This window comes from Tepidisphaeraceae bacterium (genome assembly GCA_035998445.1).
Lineage (GTDB): Bacteria > Planctomycetota > Phycisphaerae > Tepidisphaerales > Tepidisphaeraceae > DASYHQ01.
The window spans coordinates 432605-451730 of sequence record DASYHQ010000018.1; the positions used below are offsets into that span (position 1 = coordinate 432605).

Annotated in this window: 14 protein-coding genes and 2 tRNA genes; 7 read left to right on the forward strand and 9 right to left on the reverse strand. The window is 64.2% G+C overall.

Features of this window, described 5'->3' with window-relative positions:
- Positions 1-226 precede the first annotated feature (226 nt).
- Entirely contained in the window at positions 227-1615 is a 1389-nt protein-coding gene (locus VGN72_08535; protein ID HEV7299396.1) for an amino acid permease, read from the forward strand.
- Positions 1616-1635: 20 nt separating this feature from the next.
- On the opposite strand, the gene VGN72_08540 is transcribed toward VGN72_08535, so the two are convergent.
- Positions 1636-1708: transfer RNA gene (locus tag VGN72_08540), tRNA-Ala, on the reverse strand.
- A 259-nt stretch (positions 1709-1967) separates the two neighbouring features.
- On the opposite strand from VGN72_08540, the gene VGN72_08545 reads away from it, so the two are divergent.
- Positions 1968-2504, forward strand: coding sequence for a methylated-DNA--[protein]-cysteine S-methyltransferase (locus VGN72_08545; GenBank protein HEV7299397.1), 537 nt, complete (start codon positions 1968-1970; stop codon positions 2502-2504).
- Positions 2505-2858: 354 nt separating this feature from the next.
- On the opposite strand, the gene VGN72_08550 is transcribed toward VGN72_08545, so the two are convergent.
- The 6 genes from VGN72_08550 to VGN72_08575 all read right to left on the reverse strand — a co-directional run bounded on the left by VGN72_08550 (position 2859) and on the right by VGN72_08575 (position 10606).
- A complete protein-coding gene (locus tag VGN72_08550) occupies positions 2859-3803 on the reverse strand; it encodes a diguanylate cyclase (GenBank protein ID HEV7299398.1) in 945 nt (314 codons plus the stop codon).
- Positions 3804-3821: 18 nt separating this feature from the next.
- Positions 3822-4838, reverse strand: coding sequence for an HD domain-containing phosphohydrolase (locus VGN72_08555; GenBank protein HEV7299399.1), 1017 nt, complete (start codon positions 4836-4838; stop codon positions 3822-3824).
- Between the two features lie 21 nt (positions 4839-4859).
- Positions 4860-9092, reverse strand: coding sequence for a PAS domain S-box protein (locus VGN72_08560; protein HEV7299400.1), 4233 nt, complete (start codon positions 9090-9092; stop codon positions 4860-4862).
- Entirely contained in the window at positions 9089-9664 is a 576-nt protein-coding gene (locus VGN72_08565) for a hypothetical protein (protein ID HEV7299401.1), read from the reverse strand. The genes VGN72_08560 and VGN72_08565 overlap by 4 nt, the downstream gene beginning before the upstream one ends.
- A gap of 402 nt (positions 9665-10066) precedes the next feature.
- A tRNA-Thr gene (locus VGN72_08570) sits at positions 10067-10138 on the reverse strand.
- Positions 10139-10369: 231 nt separating this feature from the next.
- Complete coding sequence (locus tag VGN72_08575; GenBank protein HEV7299402.1) at positions 10370-10606, reverse strand: hypothetical protein; 237 nt, start codon at positions 10604-10606, stop codon at positions 10370-10372.
- A gap of 832 nt (positions 10607-11438) precedes the next feature.
- Between VGN72_08575 and VGN72_08580 the strand changes: the two genes are divergently transcribed.
- The 4 genes from VGN72_08580 to mgtE all read left to right on the forward strand — a co-directional run bounded on the left by VGN72_08580 (position 11439) and on the right by mgtE (position 15988).
- The gene (locus VGN72_08580) at positions 11439-12782 is read left to right on the forward strand and encodes an extracellular solute-binding protein (GenBank protein ID HEV7299403.1); all 1344 of its coding nucleotides are present in this window, start codon (positions 11439-11441) and stop codon (positions 12780-12782) included.
- On the forward strand, positions 12779-13657 hold the full coding sequence (locus VGN72_08585) for a sugar ABC transporter permease (protein ID HEV7299404.1): 879 nt from the start codon (positions 12779-12781) through the stop codon (positions 13655-13657). The genes VGN72_08580 and VGN72_08585 overlap by 4 nt, the downstream gene beginning before the upstream one ends.
- A 164-nt stretch (positions 13658-13821) precedes the next feature.
- A complete protein-coding gene (locus VGN72_08590) occupies positions 13822-14478 on the forward strand; it encodes a carbohydrate ABC transporter permease (GenBank protein HEV7299405.1) in 657 nt (218 codons plus the stop codon).
- Between the two features lie 124 nt (positions 14479-14602).
- Entirely contained in the window at positions 14603-15988 is a 1386-nt protein-coding gene (gene mgtE, locus VGN72_08595; GenBank protein HEV7299406.1) for a magnesium transporter, read from the forward strand.
- A gap of 185 nt (positions 15989-16173) precedes the next feature.
- Here the strand turns inward: mgtE and VGN72_08600 are convergent, their stop codons facing one another.
- On the reverse strand, positions 16174-17625 hold the full coding sequence (locus VGN72_08600; protein HEV7299407.1) for a peptidyl-prolyl cis-trans isomerase: 1452 nt from the start codon (positions 17623-17625) through the stop codon (positions 16174-16176).
- A gap of 293 nt (positions 17626-17918) precedes the next feature.
- Between VGN72_08600 and VGN72_08605 the strand changes: the two genes are divergently transcribed.
- Positions 17919-18620 carry a Crp/Fnr family transcriptional regulator gene (locus VGN72_08605; GenBank protein ID HEV7299408.1) on the forward strand — a complete coding sequence of 234 codons (702 nt, stop codon included), beginning with the start codon at positions 17919-17921 and terminating at the stop codon, positions 18618-18620.
- 121 nt (positions 18621-18741) lie between these two features.
- On the opposite strand, the gene VGN72_08610 is transcribed toward VGN72_08605, so the two are convergent.
- On the reverse strand, positions 18742-19110 hold the full coding sequence (locus VGN72_08610; GenBank protein HEV7299409.1) for a hypothetical protein: 369 nt from the start codon (positions 19108-19110) through the stop codon (positions 18742-18744).
- Positions 19111-19126 lie beyond the last annotated feature (16 nt).

Here is a 19126-nt window from a genome sequence, read left to right on the forward strand (position 1 = left end):
GCGTCCGCTCTTCACGTAGCATGGGCGTTCCGCCCATGACTGCGAACAGAACGAGCATCGGGATTCATAGCTTGCAGCGCCGTCGAAGCCGTTGGGCCACAAAACAACTCTTCCGGCCTCACAGCGGTCATGGGCGAGACGCCCATGCTACGTGAAGACGGCCAATGGACATTTTCCCGATTCTTTGGTTGTGTTCGCTGCGGGAATTCGCTTACACCTACGGGACATGTCAGACACCACTTCCGCTCCCAATGCCGGTTCTTCCGAGTCCGAACACAACACGCTGGTCCGCGCAATCGGGCCGGTCACGCTGATCATCTATGGCGTCGGCAGCATGCTGGGGGCGGGCATTTACGGATTGATCGGTGAGGCGGCGGGCCGAATGGGCAGCGCGATCTGGTTGGCGTTCCTGTGCGCCATGGTCGCGGCGCTGCTCACGGGTCTAAGCTATGCCAACCTCGGCTCACGCTACCCACGGGCCGCCGGGGCGGCGTATGCGACGCACCGGGCGTATCGCCTGCCACTGCTGACGTACGTCGTCGGGCTGGCGATCGTCGCTTCAGGTTTGACCAGCATGGCGACGGGGTCGCGCGTGATCGGCGAGCAGATCATGCTCGCGGTGTCGGCGGTCGATCCGAAGGTGTCCGGCTGGCCCATCGTCATCGCGGCGGTCTACCTCGTGCTGCTGTCGGGGCTCGTCTTTCGCGGCATTAAAGAGAGCATGTGGTTCAACATCGTCTGCACCGCCGTCGAGGCGGGTGGCCTGCTGCTGGTGATCGCGGTGGGCATGAAGTATTGGGGATCGGTGAATTACCTGCAGGGGCCGGTGGCGGCCGACGGGTCGATCTCGCCGCTCACGATCGCGCTGGTGCTGCAGGGGGGCGTGCTGACGTTCTTCTCGTTCATCGGCTTCGAAGACATCCTGAACGTGGCCGAGGAATGTAAGACGCCGACGACGACCATTCCCATCGGACTGGTGGGCGCGATGCTGATCTCGACCGCGATCTACATGGCGGTGGCAATCACGGCGGTCAGCGTGCTGCCACCGGCGGAACTGGCGACGAAGAACCTGCGCGGCGTGATCGCGGTGGCGGCGCCGTGGTTCCCGCCGGCGCTATTTACGGTCATCACCTGCTTCGCCGTCGCCAACACGGCGCTGCTGAACTACGTGATGGCCAGCCGGTTGATCTACGGCATGAGCCGACAGGGCTTGATGCCGACCGCGATGGGCCGGGTGCACCGCACGCGCCGCACGCCGCACGTGGCGATCTTCACCCTGCTGGGGATCATCCTGATTCTGATGCTCAGCGGCCAAGTGGGCCGGTTGGCCGACGCCACGGTGCTGCTGTTGTTGACGGTCTTCACGATCGTGAACGTGGCTCTGGTGATTTTGAAGTTCCGTCCCGCCGAGCCGCGCGGGCGGTTCGAGGTGCCGTTCGTCATTCCCCTGCTGGGCGCCGGCGTCTGCGCGACGCTGCTGATCACCCGCGTCGCCGCCCGGGGTAAGGATGGCTACTTCGACTGGGCCGCCCCGCTCACCGCCGGCGTACTGATCGCGGGCATCGTGACGCTGTACTTCGTCCTGCATCCGAAAAAAGTTGTGATGGACGATTGAGAACGGCAGGCGGGTCGGAATGGAGCCAACGAGGATCGAACTCGTAACCTCCTGCTTGCAAAGCAGGCGCTCTCCCAATTGAGCTATGGCCCCGCGCGATTGCGGATAGGCAGTATATGAACGTTCGCCGTCTGGCACAAATGGGCAGAACGATCGGCACGTATCACCGCGGGCGTAACTGCCTTAAGCTGCAACCTGTCCACTCGCTTTCAGAATCTCCGCGATGATCTAAGTTCCTCGTGGATCAGCACCTGAACACTTACCAAACTTTTCTACCGATTTTCCTTGCGACACCCGACCGTGGCGCGGTAAACAGAAGCGCGAACGAACTCGACAATAAAGGGAGGCCAGGATGACCGTGCAGACCAATATCGAAACGCCACTGGGAACGATGCGGGCCATCGCGGATGACGAGCGGCTGCTGTTGCTGGATTTCATCGATCGCAACAAACCCACCGACCCCGCGGCGCGGTTTGATACCGCTGCGGCGAAGCTGGCGACGCAGTTCACGCAGGTGGCGGCTGCGGATCATCCGATTCTCGCCGAGGCCGCCCGCCAGCTCAGTGAATACTTCGCGGGCGAGCGGACTGATTTTTCCATCCCGCTGGCCCCTCAGGGCACCGTGTTCGAACAGCAGGCATGGAACTACCTGCAGTCCATTCCCTACGGCCAAACCCGCTCCTACGGCCAACAGGCGATCGGGCTGAACGCCCCGAAGTCCAGCCGGGCTGTCGGGCGCGCCAATGGGCGAAACGGCATCGCGATCGTCATTCCCTGTCACCGTGTGATCGGCGCCAGTGGCAGCCTCACCGGCTACGGCGGTGGCCTCGATCGCAAACGCTGGCTGCTTCAACACGAACAGCGGGCGACCGTGACGAGCGTTCGCTGAAAGTGTCGTTCGCGCGGAGTGGCAGGTGCGCTTGCCTAACGGTAGGAAGTGCGTTTTACGACGAAGGTTGAGCCGCAGGACGAAAAGGTGAGTACGCCATTGATGTTTGCGCGGCTCGCGTGTCGCGATACCGAGCTGTAGACACTGTCTGACGGATCATCCTCGGGTGCCCGGCCGTGGTAGTTGAAATCCCGATGGGAGCCTTGGCGACCTGAGGGATCTCGAATGACGAGCGATTTACGCCAGTGGGAGATCCCTCAGGTCGCTTAAGCTCCCATCGGGATGACAGACTCTTTCGTAGACGCTATGAGACGCTCTATCCGTAGAGCACGTAGAGCAGTGCCTAGCGTGCGTTTAACCGCGAGCGCAGACCACGCCCCGCCCGGCCCCTTTTGCTTCGTAAAGGACCCGGTCTGTCGAGTCCAGAAGTTCATCGATCGTTGTTGAGGGGGTCCAGCACTTCAGACCGATGCTCACCGTCACGCTGAGCGCCAATTGTTTGTGTTGTACCGGCGTCACCGCCAACGTGTCGGCGAATTTCGTTGCCCAGGCCTTGGCAGCGTCCAGTGACGTGTGCGACAAAATCACGAGGAACTCATCGCCGCCAATGCGGCAGCTGACGTCCGTGGCCCGTGTGGATCGACGCAGCACCTGTGCGAGGTGCTTCAACACGTAATCGCCGGTCGCATGCCCGTGAACGTCGTTGAATTCTTTGAAGTGATCGACGTCGATCAACGCGCAGGTCAGCGGGTGTCCGTGACGCCTCGCGAGCCCGATGCAACTCTCCAACTGCTCCATCGCTGCCCGGCGGTTCGTCAGGCCAGTCAGGTCGTCTCGAGATGCCAGTTGGACAAGCAGCTCGTTGGCACCGCGAAGTTCCCCGGCGAGTTGATTGGCCTCTTTTTGCAGCGCCACCAGTCGAGTCCACGCTTGCAGGCGCGCCATGAGTTCGACTTCGTTGAACGGCTTGGACAGAAAGTCATCGACGCCCGCGTCGAACGCCTCGACCAACTGCTCCTGCCCCGTGTTGGCCGTCAGCATCACGAAATGGGGCTGGGGCGTCAGCGGTCGCTGCCGCACCCATCGCAAAAGGTCGAGGCCCGACATCTGCGGCATCAGCCAGTCGGCCACCACGATGTGAACCGGTTCCGTCTCGATCACCGCCATCGCCATCGCCGCCGATTCCACCGAGATAACCCCATGTCCGGCGGCCAGTAAGTGGGCGTGCAACAGCGCGCGCGTCACCGCGTCGTCGTCGACGGTCAGGATGTTGAATGAAGTTGTGGCGGTGCGTCGCATCCGACATCCCTTCGAGGTTTACGCGGCCACGCTCAACAGTTCCCTGAACTGATCGCGAATCGCGACGAACTCGTTCTCCGCAGCGGTGAACGCGTCCACGACACGGGGGTCGAAGTGGCTGCCCGAGTCTTTGAGGATGATCCCCTTCGCCACCTCGTGTGCGAACGCGTCCTTGTACACGCGCTTGCTGGTCAACGCGTCGTACACGTCCGCCAGCGCGACGATTCGGGCGCACAGCGGAATCTGTTCACCTACGAGGCGCTCCGGGTAGCCGGTGCCGTCGAACCGTTCGTGGTGGGCCGCCGCCACGTCGCGGGCCATGCTGAGGAACTTCGTCTTCGGAAATCGCTTCAGCGACGCCGCCAGCGTCTCGGCGCCGATGGTCGTGTGCGACTTCATGATCTCAAATTCGCGGTCCGACAGTCGACCCGGCTTCAGCAGAACCGCGTCGGGTATGCCGACCTTGCCGATGTCGTGCAGCGGACTGGTGGAGTAGAGCAGGCGAACGTACTCGCCGTCGATCTGATCGGTGAAGTGCCCGAGCGCCAGCAGCTTGGTGGCCAGCGCACGCGAGTAGTTCATCACGCGCTCCAGGTGCGCGCCCGTCTCCGGGTCGCGCGATTCGGCCAGCTTTGCGAGCGCGAAGATCGCGACGTCGCGCGTCTCCAACGAGACGATTCGCTCGGCCGACGAGATGCGCGCCAGCAGTTCCGCCGGCTCGAAGGGCTTGGCCATGAAGTCGTCGGCACCGGCCGACAATCCCTGAACGCGCTCGGTTACGCTGTTGTGGCTGGTGAGCAGGATGAAGTAGACGTACGACTCAAGCCCGCTGCGCCGGACCTGCTGCGCCAGGCCCAGGCCGTCGAGTTCCGGCATCTCCCAGTCGGAAATGATGACCTGCGGCGCGTCGCGCTGGATCATCTCCAACGCGGCCCGACCGTTCTCGGCACTCACAACCTCGTGTCCCCCATCCACCAGCGAGTCGCGCAGCAACTCCAGTGCGATCACGTCGTCATCAACAATCAAAATACGCATAAGACAACCCTCGGCAACACATCAGGGCACGTTCGCTTGAGCATCCGTCGAACGGGATACGGCGTTCGGTATGAACGCGATGCACGTCTGTACTTCCCGCTCCAGCCGAACCAGCGTCTGTTCCGCGGTGGCGGCGTCCGCATCGGTGGAACGGCCAAGTTCCTCAAGTTCGGCGGCGGCCCGGCTAACCGAATTGGCAGCCAGATTCGCAGCCGTTCCCTTGATCGTGTGAGCCAGCCGGGTCACGACGTCCCACTGCGCATTGCTCAGCGCAGACCTCATGTCCTCAAGTTGTTTGTCGACCGACCCGGCGAACATCTTGAGCAGGCGCTCGGCAAGTTCGGGCTTTCCACCACAGCGACGCACCAATCCCGTCCGGTCGATCGGCAGGTCGTCACCCACCGCCGAGGGCACCGCCGACGGCTTTGGTCCGGCTGCGCCAGTGGCTCGTGCAGTCGCAGGGGTGGCCGGGGCTACGGCAGGCCCGCCCTCGCCGGGCGTAAGCAGACGCTTCATTACTTTCAGCAGGACGTCCGGATCGACCGGCTTCGACACGTAGTCGGTCATCCCCGCGCTCAGGCACCGATCGCGATCGCCCGCGATCGCGTTGGCCGTGAGGGCGATGATCGGCAAGGCATGGCCCTGCGCGGCGCGGATGCGGCGGGTCGCTTCAAACCCGTCCATCTCGGGCATCTGGCAGTCCATCAGCACGATATCGAACCGCTTGGATTGGTCGAGGCACGCGGCCAGCGCCGCTGCGCCGTTGCCGACGATTTCCACCGTGCAGCCGGCATCGATGATGATGCCGCTGGCAACCTCCTGATTGACCTCGTTGTCTTCGGCCAGCAGCACGTGGGCTCGCAACTGCACCGCCGCCTCCACCGGCACCGATCGAACCGTCGGCGATACGCCCAGTTTGCACACCACGGCATTCGCCAGCGCGTCGAACAGGGTCGAGTGACGGATCGGCTTGCTCAGGCATGGGGGCAGCCCGAGTTCTCGACTGAGCTTCTCTCCGACGCCGCTGTCCATCGAGGTCATGAGCATAAACGCGGTGCTCGACAGTTCCGGATCGGCCTTCACTGCTCGCAGGAACTCGGAGCTATCGCTCGGCGGCATGATCAGGTCGACCAGGGCCACGCTGTACGGGTGCCCACTGTGCGATGCCGCCTTCAATTTTCGCATCGCATCATCGGTAGACGTGCTCGTATCAGCCTCCACGTTCCACATCGCAAGCTGTTCACGCAGCACTTCGAGGTACGCCGGTTGGTCGTCGACCACCAGCACGCGCAGCGCGCTCAGCGACGATGCGAGGTCGGGCTTGTTCGCCGGCTCGGCACTGGGCTGCTTGACGACGCCGAGGCTCGCGGTAAACCAGAACGATGAGCCATTGCCCGGCGTGCTGTCGACGCCGACCTCGCCGCCCATCAATGCTGCCAGTTGCTTCACGATCGCCAGCCCAAGTCCGGTGCCGCCGTACTTGCGCGTCGTGGATGCGTCGACCTGGGAGAACGACTTGAACAGCCGGTCGAGGCGATCCTTCGGAATGCCCACGCCGGTATCCTTCACGGTGAACTTCACCAGCGATTGCGTGGCGTCCTGCGATTCGATGGCCGCCTTGACCATGACGTGGCCCGTCTCGGTGAACTTGATCGCGTTGTTGACGAGGTTGATCAGGTTCTGCCGCACGCGGTCCGGATCGCCGACCAGTCGGCTCGGGACGGCGCGCGAGATGTGGCACGCCAGCGTGAGCCCCTTCATTTCGGCCTTGGGCGTGAGCATCTCGACGACGTCCTCTACGGCGCTGCGCAGGTCGAAATCGACGGGGCTAAGCTCGAGCTTGCCCGCCTCGATCTTCGAGAAGTCCAGGATGTCGTTGACGAGCGCCAGCAGCGAATCGCCGGACGACTTGATGACGGTCGCGTAGCGCAACTGCTGTTCGGAGAGCCCGCCCTTGCGGATCATCAGGTCGGCAATGCCGATGACGCCGTTCAGGGGCGTGCGGATCTCGTGCGACATGTTCGCGACGAACTGGCTCTTGGCGACGCTGGCGGCCTCGGCGGCGGCGCGGGCCTGCTCGGCCTCTTCCTTTGCCTGGCGCAGCGCCGCTTGTGCGGCCTTGGCCTCGGTGATGTCCTCGACCGTGCCCTCGTAGTACAGCGGGTTGCCCCGCTCGTCGCGCACCACGCGGGCGCGCTTGCTCACCCAACGGTGCGACCCGTCGGTCCGGCGAATCTCGGCTTCGAAGCCGACGACCGTTCCCTCGCGGTCGAGCGTGGCCACCAGTTCCGAACGGCGATCAGGGTCGATGTAGTGCTGCCGGCCGATGTCGATCTGGTCGCCCATGAGGTGTTCGGGAGAGTCGTAACCGTAAATGCCGGCCAGCGCGGGATTGGCGCTGAGGTAGTGACCGTCGCGCGTCGACTGGAAGATGCCCAGTACCGAATTCTCGAACAGGCCGCGATACTTGCCCTCCGCTGAGCGAATTGCTTCAGCGGCCTGGCGTTGTTCGGTGATGTCGGTGTGCGACCCGGCCATGCGAATCGCGCATCCGTTAGCGTCGTGCAGCACCACGCCGCGCGACAGGATCCACACGTAGTGCCCGTCGTTGTGACGGAAGCGGAACTCGATGCGGTAGATCGCCGTGCGCTGCGCGTGCGCCTCGCCGATCGCCTGCTTCACCCGCTCGGCGTCGTCCGGATGAACGCGTTGCTCGAACGCCGCGACCATCGGTTCCAGCTCGCCAGGCTTGCACCCGATCTGCTCGTGAAACGCCGGCGAGTAGTAGACGGCGCCGGTGACGATGTTCCAGTCCCACAGGCCGTCGCTCGAACCGCGCACCGCAAGTTCGAAGCGCTCGCGGCTGGCGCGGAGGTCTTCCTCCATCGCCTTCCGATCGGTAATGTCCGACTCGATCGCCATGAAGTGGCGTAGCGACCCATCGGCGTTTCGAACCGGCTGGACCTCGATCGCCAGCCAGTATTTCCGACCCGATTTGCCGTAGTTGACGATCTCGGTGCGGAAGCCTTCGCCTCGGCTGAGGTGTTCACGGATGCGCAGCGTGGTGGCGGGATCCGTCTCGGGCCCTTGCAGGAACGATCCTGGCTTCTTGCCGATAACCTCGCTCAGCTCGTAGCCGGTGACGCGCGTGAACCCGTCGTTCACCCATTCGATCCGGCCTTGCGGATCGGTGATGACGACGGCGTTATCGGTGCGGCCGGCCACCAGTGCCAGCATTTCCGCGTGCTTGGCCTGCTGCTCGAACTTCTTGCGGTCGGTGATGTCGCGCAGGTACGCGATGAAGATCGGCGGCCCGTCGAGCTTTACGGCGGTGATGGCCAGCTCGACGGGGAACTCCGTCCCGTCGGCACGCACCGCGGGCACTTCGATACGCTTGTTGAGCGACTGACCTTCGCCGGTACGAAGGTAGCGTGCCAAGCCGTTGGCGTGGGCAGCGCGGAACCGGGATGGGATGATCAACGAACTGAGTTCGCGACCGATCACGTCCTTGTGCAGGTAGCCGAACGTGCGCTCGGCGGCCGAGTTGAAGTCGGTGATCTGACCGAGGTGGTCCATGCCGATCACGCAGTCGAGCGCCGTGGCACGGATCGCCTCGAGCTCACGGTTCTTCCGAAATGCCTCGGCGGTTAGGGCGGCGGTGTTGCGCATCTCGCGCGTCATCGCGATGCACGATCCGACGAGGAAGATGTCCTCGAAGATCACCCACGCCGCGTGTTCCAGCCAGCGCCATTGAGTTTCGACGACGATGCCGAAGACCGACTGCGGGAAGTAGACGCCGCGGACGAAGTGGTCGATCGCCGTCACCAGCGTTGCGGGGATGAGGACCTTCCAATCGCGGTAGAACGCCAGAAAGGCGAGCGACCCGAAGATGTGGAAGTGCGTCTCGATCCGCCCGCCTGACAGGTGGATGAGCAGTGCGGAGCTGAGCGCCTGGCAGACGGAAATCACGTACCGCGTGATCGCCCGCCCGGGCATGAAGCAGACCAGCAGGATCGGCGGCAGGCTGATGAGCAACCCCAGCACCGCGGCCGCCAGCACGTGCGGATGGATGGACGCGACAGTGCCATCGTACGTTCGCGGCGACAGCCACAGCGCGGCAGCCAACCCGGCCACGAACTGAAACGCCATCAGCCCGCCGAACAGACGGTCGGTGTTGACGTTCACCTTGTGGCGATGCGCGAGGTAGAGCTGCTCGGCGGTAATCGCTTGTCCCGGCGACTGGTCTATCGTCACTGTGGCACCTCGGTTCTCGGGGATTCTGCGGAAAGGACCAGCCGACAGCCGTAGACCGGCGCAGTCGGAGTCTCGACGATACGGCCGTCCAGGGCCGCGATCAGTCGCGACCTTCCGTCGTTATCACCTTCGTGGCCGCGCGATCCGGTGATGCCGCCTGCGAACGTCAGCTTGCCTTCAGTGTCATAGGCCAGCACCTGGCCGGACGTCGTCACACCGTGCCGCTTCGCTTCGGCGCCGCGCGGGTCGGCGGCAACGGTGGCATTCGGCAGTCGCGCCGCCTGTTCGCACAGCGAGGAGGTTCGCCAGGAATTGTCGGCTTCATCAGGCGTGGTGAAGTAGACGCGGACCTTGACCGGCCGCTCCACCTTGGCGGCGACCTGCCCGAGCTCGGCCAGCGTCGCGCGGCTGCACGGACATTTCGGATGAAGAAACAGCAGGACGGTGGGATGATTGGTAGAATTCGCGATGCTGCTGGGCGCCGCCGCGGCGTGACCCGGAATCGCGTCTAATAGCCAAAAATAGCCAAAAGCGACCAAAGTTACACCCGCCCAGAGGACGAGCACCGCCACCGCCGTCCCACGACTTAGGCGGCGCTGCGATGCAGTGACAACCGGTTCTCTTGTACGCATCGTCCACAGTCCTTAGCGCAAACGGGCAACGTAGGCCGGTTTGTATCGGTGTGAATCTGTGACGACTTTCGGACTTGGACGACGAATCTGCTCTGCCGTGATCAGACGGGGCCGATAATTGCACCAGAACGGGCAGCGATCGCTAAAATCAGGTGAAAACCTGCCGCCAACTGCGCTTCGAAGCCCGATGCCTCAAGCGTACGGAACGGGAGACGAACAGAGATGGGAGCGCCGCTCAAGCGAGACCCAGAGCGGGTACCGGCCCACACTTGCGCGCGAGCAAGACCGCACCGCCGGCGGTCGGCAGGTGACGCGATGCACATGGGATGTCTGTTAAGGAAAAGCCGACTCCGAGGGTTGAACTCGGGACCTACGCTTTACGAAAGCGTCGCTCTGCCACTGAGCTAAGTCGGCACTGGATCGCGGTCGATCCACCGACGCCAAGGCCGATCCGGCCCCGCGTCGCGAGGCGGAAATTATGCCCAACCGGCGCGGCAATGCAAGGGGTCGCGATAACGTCGTGACAGATTCGTCGCCAGAGCCGGCTAAACAGTGGCCATGACTAGCTTTGTGGCACAGACGGCGGTCCCGCGGGCGGGGTTCGCCCGAGGGACCGCCGATGAAGTTCGACCCGTCGTCGGCCGACTACGTCGCCACCCGCGCCAGTCGAAGCTGGTCGTGGATACGGGTTGACAGCGTCCTGACCAGCTTCCGAACCGCGGTCCGGAAGTTGGAATCGCGCATGTGGACGGCAAAATCGCCGGCAGAGTCGTGGACGTCCGCCCGCACGTCGAGGTGCCGGCCGACCCGGTTCAGGCGGAGCGTCAAAACGAAATTACCCAACCGATCGCCCAGCCGCATCGTCCGGCGGAGGCAGGCCATCAGTTGTTTCCGTTGTGACGGTTTGAGCAGCACATTTCCGAGATCCAGCTTAATCATTGGGCAGATCCTCAGCTGTTTTCGGTTCCCATCCGGTGCACAGCAACGCCTGTGCCCACCGTGAGACGCCTCACGTATTCCATGCGGACGAGGCCGGCCGAGTTGCACCCAATCGCGATCGATCAGTGACCTAACGTGCGCGCTAAGTCACCAAGAGCGCCAAGTGAAGCAGCAAATGCCTGCTTTGGATAGCTATCGCTGCTCTTCTTGGCGCTCTTGGCGTGCTTGGTGCCCGTGGCGCGAAACCGGGATCACGAGCGGCCCTCACGTCCAACACCAGTGTTTGGCCCCGCGGTCCTACCGAACCCAGCTTGTTTGCATCAAAAGGCGTGTTCGGCGCGTAGACGAGGCGACCTTCAGACGCTACCTTACGCGACTCACAAGATACGGAAAGGAGAAAGCGTATGGCCAAGCCTCGTCGGCGCCGCAAGATCGGCAGCAAGAAACGCAAGGCGCGTCGCGACCGGCGAAAGCGGTAAGGCGATCCTGTTTTCTAACCGGGACGGTCGGTCCGCCAGCGCGCCCCCGCGCCGCGGACCGCCGTCCCGTGTCGTTTGTACCCCTATCGTGGCACGCGGTCCCTACCGCGCCGCGCGTCCGATTCGTCCTTCTCTTCTGTAGGACCAACATTCCTGCCTGTCTCTCCCCCCCGTCCGCCTCTCCCCCGTATTCTTTCGAAAAGATCAAGACGCGAAGAGCGCGAAGTAGGCGCGAAGGAAACGGGAACCCGTTTGCACCTTCGACACCAAACGACTTCGGTTATCATCTCCCGGTGATGCTCTTCCCGTCCGGCTGGATCCTGCCGCTGCTGACCGCCACCGCTATCGTCAGTGGCGTCGCGGTTCTGTTGCGACCCACCAGAGACGATCGTCCGACCGAAGTGTGGACCTTTTCGCCAGCCCATGCGCGAGAACTGTCGCAAGTCGCAGCGGAGATCGACACCGCGACCCGCCCCGCCGTCGTTACGCTCGCCGCCCGGGCGATGGACGTACGGCTGCAGTCGTTGCGAGCCAGCGAGCGCGGCTCACCCGAGTTGGTCGAACTCGAGATCGGCGCCATCGGCAAGTACTTCCGTGGCCGCGCGAGCGATGTGCCTTTCGTGCCGCTCACCGATCGCCTGCGAGCAACCGGCTGGCTCGACCGGCTGTCACCCGCCCGGCTGAAGGCGTGGACGCACGATGGCGAAGTCTTCGCGGTGCCGCTGGACGTGCACCCGGTCTCGCTCACGTATCGCAAGGACCTGTTCGACGCCGCCGACATAGATCTGGCGACGGCGACGACGTGGCCGCAACTTCACGCGCTGTGTTTGAAGTTCGAAGCGTTCGAGCGTGCCAACGGCCGCCCCACCCGCGCCCTGCAACTGCCCGGCGGTTCGTCCGACGCGCTGATGATGATGCTCCAGCAGCGCGGCATCGATCCCATCGATGCCCAGCATCGCGTGCATCTCGCCGACCCGCGGGTTGCGGCGACGATCGCGTTCTATGCTCAGCTGATCGCTGGCGAACGAAAGATCAGTGCCGACCCCACGCCCGGCCCCGGTCGTTGGGTAGACGATCTGGCCAGTGGTCACGTCGCCGCCGCCCTCACGCCCGACTGGGCTTTGGCCGACCTCGCCCGCGCCTCCGATGCGCTCACCGGTAAGCTCGCGATGATGCCGTTGCCTCGCTTCGATCCGACCGATGCCCCCACCGCCAGTTGGGGCGGCACCGCGGTCGCGATCCCGCGATCGGTGGCCGACCCAGATCGCGCCTGGCGGATGATCGAACAGCTTTACCTCTGCGATGCCGCCAGACAGGTCCGTGAACGCGAGTCCACGATTCTTCCGGCCATCACTGACTGGTGGGACGACATTGGCCCGCCGAACGCCATGTATCCATCGCAATCACCGGCCGTCGTTTACGAACGGCTCGCACGGCAGTTGCCGCCGCGCACGATCACGCCATTTAATGCGATGGCGTCGTCGGCGCTGTCGCTGGTGCTGTACCGCACGACGGCCGCCGTGCAGGCAAGCGGGGGCTCGCTGACCGATGCGCAGTTGCAGGCGCAGGTGCAGCGATGGCTGAACGACGCCGCTGCGGACTTGCAATCGCGCATCGCTTTCGCGACCCTCGGCTCATGAAAGGTCGGCTCGCGCGGTTCGCGCCCTACGCGATGCTCTCCCCCCTGCTGCTGCTCTTCGCGGCGTTCTTTGTGTACCCGTTGCTCCGCAGCCTGTGGCTCAGCCTTCACGTCACGCTTGGCGATCGGTCGGCATACGTGGGCATCGCGAACTACCGATTTCTATTAACCGACCGACTGTTCTGGTGGGCGGTCGCGAACACCGTTGGATACACGATCATCTACCTCATCGTGCAGATCCCCGCCTGCCTCGGGTTGGCGGTTTTGCTGAACAATGCGCGATTGCGCGGCCGGTCGGTCCTGCGATTCGCGTTCTTCTCGACGTACCTGGTCGGGCCGATCTTCGCCGGCACGTTGTTCGCGCAGATCCTGTCACCGCGCGATGGGCCATTGGCCGAACTGCTGACGACGCTGTTCGGTCAGCCCGTTGAAATCCCTTGGCTGACCGACCGCCGACTGGCGATGGCGTCGGTGCTGATCGCAAGTTGGTGGCTGTCGATCGGCGCGGGCATGGTTTATTGCCTCGCCGCGCTTCAGGCGATCCCGCGCATGCTTTACGATGCCGCCGCGATGGATGGCGCCGGGCCGTGGTCGCAGTTCGCCCATGTGACGCTGCCGGGCGTTCGGCCGATCCTTGGCGTGCTCGCACTGCTGGGGGCCATCGGGGCGCTGCAGCTGTTCGAGTTGCCCGTACAGCTGTTCGGCGGACCCGGGCCGGGGCTCGGGGCGCTCACGATCGTCATGTACCTGTTCAACGCCGGCTTCGAAACCGGCAACGCCGGGTTGGCGTCGGCGGTGGGTTGGGTGCTGGTTGGGCTCACGGGCGCGGTGACGGCCATTATCCTGTACTGCACGCGACGGGGGAGAAGATCGTGATGCGCCGCGCGACTGTTCCAGTTGAAGATAGACGGCTAAACCGCAATCGGTTGATCGATGGCGGTACGGTCTCGACACAGGTCTTCACAACGCTGTTGGCACTTGCCTTCGCGTTGCCGTTCATCTGGCTGGTGCGGGGGGCAGCGCGGGACGGGTTCGCACCAATGCGACAGCTGTTCCGCGAGCGACCGATCGGCACGTGGCTGCTCAACTCGATCTTCCTGGCGTCGTCGTACACGGTGCTGGTGGTGTTGATCTGCAGCCTCGCGGGCTTCGCGCTGGCCAAGTACGACTTCCGCGGCAGGCGGGTGATGATGGGGATCATGCTGCTCACGGTCGCCATCCCACCACAGGTGTTGCTGCCGGCCGGATTCGAACTGGTGACGTGGCTTGGCTGGGTCGACACGTACCCGGCGGCGCTGGTGCCGGGGCTGGCGAACGTGTTCGGCGTGTTGCTGTTCACGAGCGCAATGCGGTCCATTAGCGACGACCTGCTGTCGGCAGCGCGGCTCGACGGGTGCAGCGAGTTGCGCCTGTGGTGGTCAATCGCCCTGCCGCTGGCCCGGCCGATGGTCGGCGCGTTTGCGTTGATGAGCTTCCTGGCCTCGTGGAACAGCTTTCTGTGGCCGCAGGTCGTCCTGCTCGACGCCGCCCGTCACACGCTGCCCCTCGGCACCGCCAACCTCAGCGGCCTGCCGCAGGACGGACCGGGGCTGCTGTACGCGGCCGTGCTGGTGGGAATCGCTCCTGTGGCGGTGCTGTTCTTCCTGTTGCAGCGCGATCTGGTCGAAGGGCTGACGAGCGGCGCGACGAACGAGTAGGCCGCAGTGGCTTTCTCCGGTCCCTCTCCCGGTACGCCGGGAGAGGGACCGGAACGCCTTACCGTGTGGGCCGCTCGCAAAATCAATTGCATCACGGTCCGTTCCTCGTTAGAAGGCCTTCCGTATGAGCGAACGCCCCGATCCTGTCGATGAACGCGACGACCAAGCCGTCGACCGCGAGGCCGCGGCCACCACGGTGGTCGAGAGCGCCAGCGAGGCGGTTGCGCACCGCATCGAGGACATGCCCGCCGCCGACGGCGCGCACGTGCTGGCCGACCTGCCGACCGAGGAGGCGGCGGAGGTGGCCGAGATCCTCGATCCCGAGACCGCCGGTCACATCTTGGCCGAGATGGACCCCACGCAGGCCGCCGAGGTGATCGAGGACATGGAGGAGGCCGAGGCGTCCATGGTGCTGGCCGCCATGGACCCCGACGACCGCGTCGACATCCTGGAACACCTGGCCACCCCCCTGCACGACCGCCTGGTCGACGAGATGGACGCCGCCGACGCCGCCGAGGTGCGTAACCTCGAGCAGTATGAGGGCGACACCGCAGGCGGCATTATGACCACCGAGGTCACGGCGCTGCAGGAAGTTCTGACGGTCGGCCAGGCCATCGAGGAACTGCGCCGGCTCAGTGAAGAGCTCGAGCAGATGTTCTACGTTTACGTGGTCGACGTGCGCGGCCACCTGGTCGGCGTGCTCTCGATGCGCGATCTGATTCTGGCCAAGCCCGACCGCCGGATCGCCCAGATCATGCGGCCGAACGTTTCCAGCGTACCAGTGACGATGGACCAGGAAGAGGTCGCACGGCGCATGCGCAAGTACGGCTACCTAGCCATGCCCGTTGTCGACGACCGACACCGGCTGGTCGGGCTGATCACCGTCGACGACATGGTCGACGTCATCAGCGAAGAGGCGACCGAGGACGTGCAACGCATGTTCGGCGCCGGTGCCGAGGAGAAGCTGACCAGCCCCTGGCAGTACAGCTTCCGCATGCGCATCTGGTGGCTGATGGTGAACCTGGCAACCGCGTTCCTGGCGGCGTTCGTGGTTGGACACTTCGAGCCCACGATCGCGAAGCTGTCCATTCTCGCGGCCTACATGCCAATCGTGGCGGGCATGGGTGGCAACGCCAGCGCCCAGGCGATGGCGGTCGCGATCCGCGGTATTGCGACCGGTGAGGTCGACCGGCGGCTGCTACGCCAAATTCTGTATCGTGAGTCGGTCGTCGGGTTCCTGACGGGCGTGGTCATCGGGGTCGCCACCGGTTTGATCGCCTATGCGTTCCACCAGGACCACGGCCTTGCGCTGGGCCTGGTGATCGGCGCCGCGCTGCTCATCAATCACACGTTCGCGTGCATCACGGGCGTCGGCGTGCCGTTCATCATGAAGCGCCTTGGCTTCGACCCCGCCCAGTCGGCCACCATTTTTGCCACGACGATTACCGATGTAGTTGGATTCTTCTCGCTGCTGGGATTGGCCACCGCGTTCATGAAGTGGCTGGCGTAGGTTCGGCTAACTCGAATTCTGCACTCTCTGCATTCGGTAGTGGCGACGCCTGCGTCGCGGTCGGGGCGCAGCTCCGAGTTCCGGACCTGATTCGACGCTCCGCGTCGACCGCGTCGACCGCGACGCAGGCGTCGCCACTACCGCTTCAGCGGGGGCAACACAGAGCAGGCCATTCAAAGCGGCCGCTAGGGCATCGCAGGGAACGTCGTCGGCAACGATGTCGCCGGCGGCGTGGTGGCACGGGCCGGGGCCGGTTCGATGGGCTTCATTGGCGCGGGCATCGTGTCGGGCAGGACGCCGTCCACGAACGAAGCGGGTCGCGTCGCCGGCGTGTTGGCGGGCAAAACCACGGGCGCGTCCGCCGATTGCGTGGCGGGCGCAGTGGTGACGGTGGTGGGCGCCGGTGGTAGCGCGACGGGCGCCGTGGTGGCCGGGGCAGGCTGCGTCCCTGCCTGTGTCGCCGCTTGCGTCGTCGCGGCCAGCTCGCGCGCTTGCTCGGCGGCAATCGCCTCACGTTGGCGGTTCAGTTCCTCGCGCACCTCTTCGCGGTCGCGCACCTTGGCCTGCTGTTGTTCCATGCGGTCGGCAAGCTGGCGCTTCAGGATCGGGTCGTTCACCTGAAGTTGCGCCAGCGCGTCTTGCGTGATCTGTTGCCGCAGGTTGCGCACCGCGGCCTGCAGCAAGCGGTCGTTCAGGTCGGCCCGCACGCTCTCCTTCACGTCCTCGAACTTCACGACGGTCGGGTCGATGCGCTGCTCGAGCTTGATGATGTGATACGCGCCGTCCGCCTGCACGGCCTCGGAGACCTCGCCGACCTTCAACCCGAACGCCGCGTCGCGGAACGTCTGGGGAAACGCGGTGTTGTTGCGCGTGAAGGGCACGACCTCACCGCCCAGCGGCCCGGTGACGCGGTTGGTGCTGATCTCGGTCGCCACCTGCTCGAACGATTCACCCGCGGCAATGCGCCGGCGGGCGGTGTTCAGGTCGGCCAGGTTGTTGGCTTGAATGTGCCGCACCAACACCTTTTCGCCGTACTGAATGCGAAACGACTCGGCCAACCGTTCCTCGGTGATCGCCGCCTCCACCTGCGGCTCGGCCAGCTTGCGCAGCGTGGCGTTCGTGCGGATGACCAGTTCAAACTCCGGGCGGCTTGCGCGCTGCTGCAACAGCAACTGGTCGAGCGCCTCCTCGTTTTCCTTGCGCAGCTCGGCGAGCATGCGTTCGGCCTCGGCCGGATTGTTGGCCCGAACCGTCTCGATGCGCTCCAGTTGCTGCACGTTCGACTGCTCGAACATGCGGTCGACCGTGCGCTGCCGCTCGGCGGCGATGTCGGCATCGGTGGCGGTGATGCCGGCCCGCTCGGCCTCCCGCTGAGTCAACTCGTGCTGCACGAGGTTCAGCAGCATGTTTAAGCCATACGCCTCCACGAGCGGATCGCGTAGCGCCTGCTCGGTGATCGGCCGACCGGCAACGGTCGCCACCACGGTGTCGGTGGCCACGGAGGTGGTGGGCGGAGTGGAACTTTGGGTGAAGGGTCGGTCGACCACGGCCGCGCCCGGCTTGGCCGTGGAAGGGTCCTTGCAACCGACGAGGATGCCAACGATGCCAACCGCGATACCGACTGCCGCTTTAGCCATTGGGAGTTCCTCTGTCCGTGGTGCCGACCGCAGTATCCCGGGGTCGATGGGCAAGTCAAGATGGGCAGGATCATTCAAACAGGCTTGGCGAATCCATTATTTTTCGCACGCCGTCTCATAACCCCGTGGATGATCGCCAAGCGTAGACCCGAAGGGCTCTTGCGTGAACAGAATGGTCCCATTTGGTGACACAAGAGTGACGTACTACGGTTAATTCGCATACCAATTTTCGAACCGCCTCAGATTTGCCGCGTAACGATGGGATACTCCACGCCGAAGGGAAACGCTTGCCGATGCTGCCGGACCAAAATCAGAATCAACTCATTGCCGACCTGTTCAAGGAGCCTGCCCAGGGGGCGCGACGCGTGTCACTGCGGAGCGGCGAAGCGCTGTTCGATCAGGACGCTGCCACCCATAAGGACATGATCTGGGTCGAGTCCGGCGAACTGCGGATCTTCCAGGTAAGTGGCAACGGATCGGTTCGGCTGGCTGGGATCTGGGGACCGGGTGACTGGCTGGGTGCCGCAGCGGTTTCGGGAGCGCACTATTGCGGTCGGGCGGTGGCGTCGATTCCGACGGAAGTGCTCGTGCTACCGGCCGAGCAGCTGTTGCACACGCTCGAGCAAAAGCCCCTGGTGGCGATCGCCTTCTTCAAAGAGACGGCCCGCCGACTGATGGCCGCGTACAACGACGCCGCCCGGTTGACCTTCGACGACTGCAATTCCCGCCTGATCACGACGCTGATCTCGCTCAGCGACAGCCCCGCTGCGGTCCGCGAAGGGTCGAACGTGACGGTTCGCATCACGCACCAGCAGCTGGCACAAGCCGTCGGCGCCGCCCGCGAGACGATCAGCCTGGCCTTGACCGAACTGCGTCGAAAGCACCTGCTTGAGACGGGTCGAAATCGCCTGATCTTCAATCCGGAACAGCTGATGACGTGGAAAACGACGCCGCGAATGCCATCGGCGCTGCAGGCTGGCCACTCGCTCGCCTGAACCCACCGCCCGGTCGCGCCCCTCAGGGTCACCGCCAGCGTTCATGATGGGTTGGCGGACAATTTCCTACCTCACCGGCGGGCGCGGAACTCAAATATATTGTCGAGAAATTGATGGCAGGCTATTGGCCGTCTTCCATGCGCGAGATGCGTTTGGCGCCACGCCCAGCCGTCATGCCATCGCCTGAGGCTCCGTCACCGTCTTCTGAGGGTTTGGACATGCGCTTCAGGAGCAGCTTGGCGAGCTCGGATTGATCCGCTTCGCTCAGGCCACACAGGATGGCGGTCTGAATCAGGTCGTTCTGCTTGGTCAACCACGTGACCGCGCGCGACAGGACGGCGATCTGTGTCATGCCGCGTTGTTCGCAGAGATGGTCGAGCGCGCGCTTGGCCTGGGTGTCTAGCTGGATACGGATGACGGCACGCTTGGAGTTCATATTGCTGACCTTTCCGGTCCTCAGCGTGCCCGCTGGCACGAGGTGCGGAAACATCACACATTGTGATGTG

Bases quoted from the DNA above. Each gene is read 5' to 3' on its own strand.
- VGN72_08550 (HEV7299398.1), bottom strand. From the start codon at position 3,803: ATGCGACGCACCGCCACAACTTCATTCAACATCCTGACCGTCGACGAC.
- VGN72_08545 (HEV7299397.1), top strand. From the start codon at position 1,968: ATGACCGTGCAGACCAATATCGAAACGCCACTGGGAACGATGCGGGCC.
- VGN72_08555 (HEV7299399.1), bottom strand. From the start codon at position 4,838: ATGCGTATTTTGATTGTTGATGACGACGTGATCGCACTGGAGTTGCTG.
- VGN72_08585 (HEV7299404.1), top strand. From the start codon at position 12,779: ATGAAAGGTCGGCTCGCGCGGTTCGCGCCCTACGCGATGCTCTCCCCC.
- mgtE (HEV7299406.1), top strand. From the start codon at position 14,603: ATGAGCGAACGCCCCGATCCTGTCGATGAACGCGACGACCAAGCCGTC.
- VGN72_08590 (HEV7299405.1), top strand. From the start codon at position 13,822: ATGCGACAGCTGTTCCGCGAGCGACCGATCGGCACGTGGCTGCTCAAC.
- VGN72_08535 (HEV7299396.1), top strand. From the start codon at position 227: ATGTCAGACACCACTTCCGCTCCCAATGCCGGTTCTTCCGAGTCCGAA.
- VGN72_08575 (HEV7299402.1), bottom strand. From the start codon at position 10,606: ATGGCCTGCCTCCGCCGGACGATGCGGCTGGGCGATCGGTTGGGTAAT.
- VGN72_08610 (HEV7299409.1), bottom strand. From the start codon at position 19,110: ATGTTTCCGCACCTCGTGCCAGCGGGCACGCTGAGGACCGGAAAGGTC.
- VGN72_08580 (HEV7299403.1), top strand. From the start codon at position 11,439: ATGCTCTTCCCGTCCGGCTGGATCCTGCCGCTGCTGACCGCCACCGCT.
- VGN72_08600 (HEV7299407.1), bottom strand. From the start codon at position 17,625: ATGGCTAAAGCGGCAGTCGGTATCGCGGTTGGCATCGTTGGCATCCTC.
- VGN72_08605 (HEV7299408.1), top strand. From the start codon at position 17,919: ATGCTGCCGGACCAAAATCAGAATCAACTCATTGCCGACCTGTTCAAG.